Origin of the sequence: Mesorhizobium sp. M0587 (genome assembly GCF_040320945.1) — a bacterium.
Lineage (GTDB): Bacteria > Pseudomonadota > Alphaproteobacteria > Rhizobiales > Rhizobiaceae > Mesorhizobium.
On record NZ_JAMYQP010000035.1, the window covers coordinates 68,736 to 77,518 of the forward strand.

Consider the following 8,783-nt stretch of genomic DNA (forward strand, 5'->3'; position numbering starts at 1 on the left):
CGTTTTTCAACAAGGGAGGAAGACAATGAAATTTCTGCTCGCTACCGCCACCGCCGCACTTATGGCGCTATCGATGGGCTCGGCCCTTTCGGCCGAACTCGCGCCGCTCAATTCCGACACCGAGAAGGACCGCATCGACTGGTCGCAGGTCGAGGCCAAGTTCGGCGCGCTTCCCAAGCTGCCCGAAGGCACAAAGGCCGGCGCCGTCTCCAAGACACTGACCAACGAGTACTGGCGTTCGTTGGGCGAAGGCTACAAGGCGTTCGGCGACAAAACCGGCGTGCCGGTCGTCTATCAGGCGGCGCAGAGCGAGGGCGATCAGCTCGGCCAGCTCACCATCGCCGAGGGCCTGGTGACACAGGGCTACAATGTGCTGCTCGTCTCGCCGCAAACGGACGCCAACCTCCAGCCGATCATGGAACAGGCCAAGGCGGCCAATGTTCCGGTGGTCAATGTCAATGACGCCGTCATCCCGCAAGCCGAGCACTATGTCGGCAACGTCCAGCGCGACAACGGCGTGCGCGTCGCAAAATGGTTCATCAAGAACCGTCCGAATGGCGGCAAGGTCGCCATCGTCGAAGGCCAGGCCGGCGTCTACGCGGCCGTGCAGCGCACCGACGGCTTCAAGTCGACGATCACGCAGGCCGGCAAATTCGAGGTCGTCGCCAGCGTTCCCGGCAACTGGGACCGGCAGACCTCATACGACGCGGCCACCAACATTCTCCAGCAGCATCCCGACCTGATCGGCTTTTATGCCAACAATGATGGCATGGCGCTGGGCATCGTCGAAGCGGTCAAGGCGGCCGGCCTCCAGGACAAGATCGCCGTGTTCGGCACCGACGGCATCTCCGACGCCTATGCCTCGATCCGCGCCGGCGAACTGACCGGCACGGTCGATAGTTTCCCGGTGCTGACCGGCGAGGTGGCGTTGGAAACGGCGCTGAGGCTGGTCGCGGGGCAGAAGCTGCCGCGCGTCGTCGCCACGCCGCAGGCGCTGATCACCAAGGACAATTCCGATCGCTATTCCGGCCCCGGCGACGCCGTGCGCAAGGCGCTCCTCGAAGACGCTGCCGCGGGCCAGTAGGCCGAGCGGCGGGTGCCGGCCTCGTGCCAGCTGGCCGGCACCTTCCCGGAGAAATCGAACCAATGTCAGCCCGGCTGCAATTCGACGGCATTTCCAAGGTGTTTCCGGCGGTGCGGGCACTCGATGACGTGTCCTTCTCCGTCGGCGCCGGCGAAATTCATGGCCTGCTCGGCGAGAACGGCGCCGGCAAGTCGACGCTGCTGCGCATCCTGTCGGGCGTCTATCGGCCGACAGCGGGAAGCGTCCTGATCGACGGCAGGCCGGTCACCCTCGCCAATCCGGTTGCGGCGCGCGCGGCGGGCATTGCCATGATCCATCAGGAATTGCAGCAGGTGCCACGTCTCAGCGTCGCGCAGAACATGTTCCTCGGTCATCCGGTGACGCGCGGCGGCATCTTCGTCGCCCGGCGCGAGCAGCAGCGCCGGGCCGCCAAAGCTCTCGCGGCGATGGATCCGTCCATCGATCCAGCCGCCCCGCTTGGCAGCCTAAAAGTGGCGCAGCGGCAGATCGTCGAGATCGCTCGCGCACTGCTCGATCGCGCGCGCATCGTGGCCATGGACGAGCCGACATCGAGCCTGACGCCAAGCGAGTTCCAGCGCCTGGCACAAGTCATAAAAGGTCTGGCGCGCGACGGCGTCGCGGTCGTCTATGTCTCGCACAAGCTCGACGAAGTGTTCGGCATCTGCCAGCGCGCCACCATTATGCGCGACGGTGCCGTCATCGATTCCGTCGATCTGAAACGCGTTTCGGAAAAGGCGGTGGTGGCGATGATGGTCGGCCGCGAACTGGCGCAGGAACAGCATCGCTCCTACGCCTCCAGCGATGTCATGCTGAGCGTGCGTGGGCTCGCCTCGGCGACGAAGGTGCGCGACGTCTCTTTCGACCTGCATCGAGGCGAGGTGCTCGGAATCGCCGGCCTGGTCGGCTCCGGGCGTACCGAGTTGCTGCGGCTTCTTGCCGGTGCGGACCGCGCTACCGCCGGCACCATGGCGATCGACGGCAAGCCAATGCGCTTCGCAACCCCGCGTGACGCCATCGCCGCCGGCATCGGCCTGGTGCCGGAGGAACGCAAGCGCGAAGGCATCGTGCCGTTGCGCTCGATCACCAGCAACATGGCACTGGCCTCGATGGGCGTGTTCACGCCGCGCGGCATGATCGATCATACCAGTCTTAAACGGGCCGCGGCCGACAAGATGAAGCGCGTGAATCTGCGACCGTTCCTGCTCGACCGGCCGATCCGCCTGTTCAGCGGTGGCAACCAGCAGAAAGCGATCATTGGCCGATGGCTGGCAGCGGGCTCGCGCATCCTCCTGTTCGACGAACCGACGCGCGGCATCGATGTCGGCGCCAAGGCGGAAATCTACCATTTGATCGAGGAACTCGCCGCCGAAGGCCATGCGGTGGTCGTCGTCTCCTCGGAGCTTCCCGAGGTGATCCGGCTGGCGGACCGCGTGCTGGTCATGCGCGACGGCACGATCGCCGCCGAACTCCAAAGTGGCGACATCACGGAAGAGGCAATCGCGGCGCACGCCATCCCGCAAACGCAAACGCCGGCCGCATGGCAGGCAAGGCAGTAGGTGACGGATATGTCGGATACCACTCTTGTGCAGCCACGGTCCGAATTCCTGCGCGGCGTTTCCATGCGCGATGCCGGCACACTCATCGGCCTTGTCGTGATCCTGGCCGTCTTCGGCGCGCTGGTGCCTGGCTTCTTCGCCGAACGCAACCTCATCAATATCCTGCAGCAGTCGAGCATCAATGCCTGCCTGGCGCTGGGCATGACGCTGGTGATCATCTCCGGCGGCATCGATCTATCCGTCGGGCCGACGGCGGCCCTTTCGGCCGTCATCTCGGCCTCGATGCTGGTTGCCGGCATACCGTTTCCGCTGGCCATCGCCGCCGGTTTCGCCATCGGCCTCGGCTGCGGCCTGGTGAACGGCATCCTCGTCGCCTATGTCGGACTGCAACCCTTCATCGTCACATTGGGAACCCTTAGCACCTATAGGGCCCTGGCGCTGATCTATACCGGCGGCAATCCGGTGCTCGGCCTGCCCGCGGGCTTTCGCGCCGTTTTCAACGGTTCGCTATTCGGCCTGCCGCTGGCGGTCGTCATCGTTGCGGGCGTGGCTTTCGTCGCCTGGATCGTGCTCAAAAAGACGCCCTTCGGCGAATATCTGCTCGCCGTCGGCGGCAACGAAGAGGCGGCCTACATCGCCGGCGTGCCGATCGCCCGCACCAAGATCGCCGCGTACATGATCTCCGGCCTGCTGGCGGCCCTTGCCGCGCAGATCCTGATCGGCCGATTGGGCGCCGCCGAGCCCATCCTCGGCAATCTCTGGGAACTCGACGCCATCGCCGCGGCTGCCATCGGCGGCGCCTCGCTCATGGGCGGCAAGGGCAGCATCGTCGGCACCATCCTCGGCGCCGTCATCCTGGGTGCCATGCGCAACGGTTTGACGCTGATGAACGTGCAGTCCTTCTATCAGCTTCTGGCAACTGGTCTTATAATCCTCGCCGCGATGCTTATCGATCGCGTGACGAGGGGGCGTGGATGACCTTGAGCGGGCTGGACCTGAAAGCGGTAGGACCGCGCATCCGCATGATGATGCCGCACCTCACTCCGCTGGAGGCGAAGGTGGTGGAAACCGTCTTCGGCCGGCGCGGCTTCGATGAGAGCATTCCGCTGAAGCAGATCGCCGAAGAGTCCGGCGTGTCCGAGGCGATGGTGGTCAAGATCGCCAAGAAGCTCGGCTTTTCTGGGTATCGCGACTTCCGCACCGCCGTCTATGAATACAGCCGCCTGCCGACCGCCGAGATGCATCAGGAACTGTCGTCCGACGACAGTTCGGCCGAGATCGTGCAGAAGGTGTTCCGCACCTCCATCCAGGCGCTGGAGGAGACGCTGGCGATCCTCGACATCGAGGATTTCGACCGCGCCGCCGACCTTCTCTATCGTGCGAGGAACCGGGATTTCTATGGCGTCGGCGGGTCGGCGCAGATCGCGCGCGACGTCTCGCACAAATTCCTGCGCATCGGCATCCGCGCCTCCGTCTACGACGATTCGCATATGATGCTGATGTCGGCTTCGCTGCTCGGCGGCGACGATATCGCTGTCGGTTTCTCGCATTCGGGCAACACGTCCGCCGTCATCGACGCCATCCAGCTGGCCCGCAAGAACGGTGCCCGCACGCTTGCCATCACCAATTACGACAACTCGCCCCTGGCCCAGATCGCCGACATCGTCCTGTGCTCGACGGCGCAGGGTTCGCCCTTGATGGGCGAGAATGCGGCGGCGCGTATCGCCCAGCTCAACATTCTCGATGCACTGTTCGTGGCGGTGGCGCAGCGCGACTACCAGGCGGCGGAACGCAATCTCGGCCGCACCATGTCGGCGGTGGCGTCGAAACGAAAAGACCGGGGCTCATGACGCCGCAGACAAAGCCGCTGGTCACCGTGTTCGGCAGCCTGCATTACGACATCATGGTCGAAGCTGCCGACCGCCCGCGCAAGGGCGAGACAGTGGCCGGCCATGCCTGGCACCCCAAATGCGGCGGCAAGGGCGGCAACCAGGCGGTGTCCGCGGCGCGGGCCGGCGCCTCCGCTGCGATGATCGGCACCGTCGGCGACGATGATTTCGGCGCGGCACTGCTCGTCAATCTCGACCGCGCCGGCGTCGATCGACGCTTTGTGCGGGTGGCGCCCGGCGCCGGCTCGGGGATGAGCGTGGCGATCTTCGACGAAGGCGGCGACTATGGCGCGGTGATCGTCTCCGGCAGCAATCTGACGCTGGCCGATACCGATATTGCCTCGGCTTCCGAAATGGTGGCCCGGACGGCGGTGCTTCTGTTGCAGAACGAAGTGCCGGAAGCCGCCAACATTGCCGCCGCACGCGCGGTCAAGGCACAGGGTGGCCGCGTCGTGCTCAACGCCGCGCCGGCGCGCGCGCTTTCCGGGACATTGATCGCGCTGGTCGACATCCTGGTGGTCAACGCCATCGAGGCCGAATTCCTGGCCGGTGAAGTGATGGTTGAAACTCTCGATGGCGCCATGGACGCCACACGGCGGCTGGTCGATCTCTGCCCTGTCGCCATTGTCACGGCGGGCGGCGAAGGCGTCGCCTGTTGCAGCCGAACCGGAGAAGACTTCGCGCTGGCGGCTATCCCGGTCAAGCTTGTCAGCACGCATGGCGCGGGGGACGAATTCGTCGGCGCACTGGCCGCGGCGCTTGCCCGTGGGGAACCGATGCGGAAGGCCGTCGCCGCCGCCAACGCCGCTTCAGCCCGGTTGGTCTCGACCCCCGAGGCCGAGCGCCACGCTCTCTGACAAGTCGATTTCCATGTTGCCAGATGGTGGCCGTGCCCGCCTATCCTTGCGGCTCCGCGAGAATTCGGCTAAGGCCCGCCTTTGTCGCCAGGGAGCAGAAGCTTGGACGATCAACGTGCCGACGTCGCCATCATCATGGGCAGCCAGTCCGACTGGGCGACCATGCGCCACGCGGCCGAAACGCTTGAGACACTGGGCATCCCGCACAGAAGGCTGATCATCTCCGCGCATCGCACACCCGACCGCCTCTATGAGTTCGCCAAGAGCGCCAAGGCGGCCGGTTACAAGGTGATCATCGCCGGCGCCGGCGGTGCGGCACATCTGCCCGGCATGACGGCTGCGATGACACCGCTGCCGGTGTTCGGCGTGCCGGTGGAATCGAAGGCGCTGTCCGGCCAGGATTCGCTGCTCTCCATTGTCCAGATGCCAGCCGGCATTCCGGTCGGCACCCTGGCCATCGGCAAGGCCGGTGCGGTCAACGCCGCCCTCCTGGCTGCCGCCGTGCTGGCGCTGAACGACGACAAGCTTGCCCAGCGCCTCGATGCCTGGCGCGCCTCGCAGACCGCCAAGGTCGCGGCTGAACCGACGGATACGCCGTGAGCCTGCCCGCCGGAGCGACCATCGGCATCATCGGCGGCGGCCAGCTCGGCCGCATGCTGGCGATATCAGCCGCTCGCCTCGGCTACCGCACGGTCGTGCTCGAGCCGCAAGCGGACTGCCCTGCGGCGCAGGTCGCCAACCGTCAGATAACAGCCGCTTACGACGCCCCGGCCGCACTCGCCGAACTGGCAGCGGCGAGCGCCGTCATGACCTACGAGTTTGAGAACGTGCCGGTTGCGGCCGCCAATGCGCTCGCCGCGACAGTCCCGGTCTACCCACCGGCGCGGGCGCTCGATGTGGCGCAGGACCGGGTGAGCGAGAAGACATTCCTCAATGGCATCGGCATTGCCACCGCCGATTTCCGCCCCGTCGACAGCGACCATGACCTGGCCTCGGCGCTGAAGGCATTCGGCGGCAGCGGCATATTGAAGACGCGGCGCATGGGCTATGACGGCAAGGGCCAGCGCGTCTTCCGCGACATGGAGGCGGGCGGCCTTGCGGGCACCTGCCAGGCAATGGGCGGTGTGCCGCTGGTCCTGGAAAGTTTGGTGCCGTTCGAGCGCGAGATCTCGGTGATCGCGGCGCGTGGGCTGGATGGCGCGGTCGCCGCCTACGATCCGGCCGAGAACGTCCATCGCAACGGCATTCTTCACACATCGACCTTGCCGGCCGGCATCGAGCCCGCGACCGCGGAAGCGGCGCGAATGGCCGCATCGAAGATATTGTCGGCCCTCGACTATGTCGGCGTCATCGGCGTCGAGTTTTTCGCGCTGGCCGATGGTTCTCTACTGGCCAACGAGATCGCGCCGCGTGTCCACAATTCCGGCCACTGGACCGAGGCCGCTTGCGTCGTTTCGCAGTTCGAGCAGCATATCCGCGCTGTCGCCGGCCTGCCGCTCGGAAGCACGGACCGCCATTCCGACTGCGTAATGGAAAACCTGATCGGCGACGACGTGCTGCGCGTCCCGGAACTGCTCGCCGAGCCCGACCTGATGCTGCATCTATACGGCAAGGCGGAAGCACGTCCCGGCCGCAAGATGGGTCATTTCACCCGGATCAGCCGTCGCACCTGACCCCGGAAACGGGCCTATTGCACCTCATCGCTTTCGTCCTCGTCGGGACTGGCGCAGCTCGCATCGCCTTCCCCGCAATTGGCCGAGGCGGCAAGCTGCTTGGTGCGCTCATTGGTCAATCTGGCCAAGCATTGCGAGATCTCCATGGAATGGATCGAGCCGCCGGCGCTGGCCGCGGCGGAATGGGCGCACTCGGCGTCGCGAAAGGTCATCCATGCTCGTTGCGCCGCCTGCAGTAATTTCTTGTCATCGGCATCATCGGAACTGATGAGGCCCTGGTAGGTTGCGTTGAGCCTGGCATCGGCGGCTTGATAATCCTCGCCGGCACAGATGTTATCATCTGCTGGCTGTCGTCGTCGCGGTCGCATTCTTGCGCGCGGGTTGCCGCGGTCGTTGCCAGCACGGCAAGGCAGGCAGACAGGAAAACTCGGCGCATCTTCATCCCCCAATCACTTCGCTACGAACAGCATCATCCCAGGCGGCCACAGGCCCCGCAATGCCGCCAAGGGCGGATGGCGGATATTTGATGATACGGGCCATCGATATCGGCTATGAAGCACGCTTGCGGTTGACATGGACAAGGCTCCTCGTTTATGAGCCACCCACAGTTCAAAGGCGCGTCTTCTGGCGCGCCTTAAAATTTCGACCCAGACCGGGTCCACACCGACAGGCAAGACCATGAAGATCAAGAATTCGCTCAAGGCGCTGAAGGCGCGTCATCGCGACAACCAGCTGGTTCGCCGCAAGGGACGCGTATACATCATCAACAAGACCGCCCCGCGCTACAAGGCGCGTCAGGGCTGAGCTTTCGGACTTAGGCTTTTTGCCTCGGCCATTGATGTTTGTCGTCGGTCTGCCGACCTCCTCACGCTAAAATCACTTTGATGTTCCGCCGCCCGGGGTTAAGCTCGGGCGATGCGGATTCCTGTTGCGTTTTTCACGGCTCTTGTTCTTTCGGGCAGTCTTTCCTTGCCGACCCGGGCCGATGACCAAGCGGCTGCACCAGCGGCTCCGGCAACCCCGGACGCGCCGCCGGCGGCACCGACCAAACAAGCCCGCCTCGACCAGCTGTTCACCGATCTCAAACGCGAGCGCAATGAAAAAGCGGCCGAGCGCATTGCCGGCAACATCTGGAACGAGTGGTTCCAATCCGGCAGCGCTTCGATCGACCTGATGATGCAGTGGTCGCAAAAAGCGATGGACAATCAGAAGTTCGACGTCGCGCTCGACTTCCTCGACCAGGTGGTGGTCTTGCAGCCTAGCTATGCGGAAGGCTGGAACCGGCGCGCCACCGTGCATTTCATGATGAAGAACTACGGCAAGTCGATGTCCGACATCGACCATGCGCTGCAGCTCGAGCCGCGCCATTTCGGTGCATTGTCGGGCCTCGCGCAGATCATGGCTCAGACCGGCCACAAGCAGTCGGCGCTCGATGCCTGGCAGAAGGTACTGGCGATCTATCCGATGATGCGCAGCGCCCAGGACCAGGTCGCCACGCTCTCCGAAGAGCTTGCCGGCGAAGGCATCTGATGCTGAGGGGAGTACGGGAATAGGGCAGTAAGGCAGTAGGAGAGATCGCCTGGAAGTACCTACCTACTGCCCTACTGCCCTACTGCCCTACTGCCCTACTGCCCTACTGCCCTACTGCCCTACTGCCCTACTGCCCTACTGCCCTACTGCCCTACTGCCCTACTGCCCTACTG

The 8,783-nt window shown here is 64.8% G+C and carries 10 protein-coding genes; 9 read left to right on the plus strand and 1 reads right to left on the minus strand.

Features of this window, described 5'->3' with window-relative positions; translation table 11 throughout:
• The first annotated feature begins 25 nt into the window (after window positions 1-25).
• The 7 genes from NKI49_RS25915 to NKI49_RS25945 all read left to right on the plus strand — a co-directional run bounded on the left by NKI49_RS25915 (window position 26) and on the right by NKI49_RS25945 (window position 7,080).
• Complete coding sequence (locus NKI49_RS25915) at window positions 26-1,084, plus strand: sugar ABC transporter substrate-binding protein (protein WP_352600282.1); 1,059 nt, start codon at window positions 26-28, stop codon at window positions 1,082-1,084.
• A gap of 62 nt (window positions 1,085-1,146) precedes the next feature.
• Window positions 1,147-2,661: a sugar ABC transporter ATP-binding protein gene (locus NKI49_RS25920; RefSeq protein ID WP_352600284.1), complete on the plus strand. Its 1,515-nt coding sequence runs from the start codon at window positions 1,147-1,149 to the stop codon at window positions 2,659-2,661.
• A gap of 9 nt (window positions 2,662-2,670) precedes the next feature.
• Window positions 2,671-3,639: an ABC transporter permease gene (locus NKI49_RS25925; RefSeq protein ID WP_352600286.1), complete on the plus strand. Its 969-nt coding sequence runs from the start codon at window positions 2,671-2,673 to the stop codon at window positions 3,637-3,639.
• On the plus strand, window positions 3,636-4,511 hold the full coding sequence (locus tag NKI49_RS25930) for a MurR/RpiR family transcriptional regulator (protein WP_352600288.1): 876 nt from the start codon (window positions 3,636-3,638) through the stop codon (window positions 4,509-4,511). Before NKI49_RS25925 ends, NKI49_RS25930 begins: the two co-directional genes overlap by 4 nt.
• Window positions 4,508-5,407, plus strand: a complete 900-nt coding sequence (locus NKI49_RS25935; RefSeq protein ID WP_352600290.1) for a PfkB family carbohydrate kinase — start codon at window positions 4,508-4,510, stop codon at window positions 5,405-5,407. Before NKI49_RS25930 ends, NKI49_RS25935 begins: the two co-directional genes overlap by 4 nt.
• A gap of 102 nt (window positions 5,408-5,509) precedes the next feature.
• A complete protein-coding gene (purE, locus tag NKI49_RS25940) occupies window positions 5,510-6,007 on the plus strand; it encodes a 5-(carboxyamino)imidazole ribonucleotide mutase (RefSeq protein WP_352600292.1) in 498 nt (165 codons plus the stop codon).
• On the plus strand, window positions 6,004-7,080 hold the full coding sequence (locus tag NKI49_RS25945) for a 5-(carboxyamino)imidazole ribonucleotide synthase (RefSeq protein ID WP_352600294.1): 1,077 nt from the start codon (window positions 6,004-6,006) through the stop codon (window positions 7,078-7,080). The genes purE and NKI49_RS25945 overlap by 4 nt, the downstream gene beginning before the upstream one ends.
• 14 nt (window positions 7,081-7,094) lie before the next feature.
• Here the strand turns inward: NKI49_RS25945 and NKI49_RS25950 are convergent, their stop codons facing one another.
• Window positions 7,095-7,448, minus strand: coding sequence for a lysozyme inhibitor LprI family protein (locus tag NKI49_RS25950; RefSeq protein ID WP_352600296.1), 354 nt, complete (start codon window positions 7,446-7,448; stop codon window positions 7,095-7,097).
• 310 nt (window positions 7,449-7,758) lie between these two features.
• Here NKI49_RS25950 and ykgO point away from each other — a divergent pair, with 310 nt between their 5' ends.
• Window positions 7,759-7,884: a type B 50S ribosomal protein L36 gene (ykgO, locus tag NKI49_RS25955; protein ID WP_006327841.1), complete on the plus strand. Its 126-nt coding sequence runs from the start codon at window positions 7,759-7,761 to the stop codon at window positions 7,882-7,884.
• A 111-nt stretch (window positions 7,885-7,995) separates the two neighbouring features.
• Window positions 7,996-8,610: a tetratricopeptide repeat protein gene (locus NKI49_RS25960; protein ID WP_352600299.1), complete on the plus strand. Its 615-nt coding sequence runs from the start codon at window positions 7,996-7,998 to the stop codon at window positions 8,608-8,610.
• Window positions 8,611-8,783: the final 173 nt, after the last annotated feature.

Coding starts and splice junctions, on each gene's coding strand:
- NKI49_RS25915 (WP_352600282.1), top strand. CDS start 26: ATGAAATTTCTGCTCGCTACCGCCACCGCCGCACTTATGGCGCTATCG.
- NKI49_RS25920 (WP_352600284.1), top strand. CDS start 1,147: ATGTCAGCCCGGCTGCAATTCGACGGCATTTCCAAGGTGTTTCCGGCG.
- NKI49_RS25925 (WP_352600286.1), top strand. CDS start 2,671: ATGTCGGATACCACTCTTGTGCAGCCACGGTCCGAATTCCTGCGCGGC.
- NKI49_RS25930 (WP_352600288.1), top strand. CDS start 3,636: ATGACCTTGAGCGGGCTGGACCTGAAAGCGGTAGGACCGCGCATCCGC.
- NKI49_RS25935 (WP_352600290.1), top strand. CDS start 4,508: ATGACGCCGCAGACAAAGCCGCTGGTCACCGTGTTCGGCAGCCTGCAT.
- NKI49_RS25950 (WP_352600296.1), bottom strand. CDS start 7,448: ATGCGACCGCGACGACGACAGCCAGCAGATGATAACATCTGTGCCGGC.
- ykgO (WP_006327841.1), top strand. CDS start 7,759: ATGAAGATCAAGAATTCGCTCAAGGCGCTGAAGGCGCGTCATCGCGAC.
- NKI49_RS25960 (WP_352600299.1), top strand. CDS start 7,996: ATGCGGATTCCTGTTGCGTTTTTCACGGCTCTTGTTCTTTCGGGCAGT.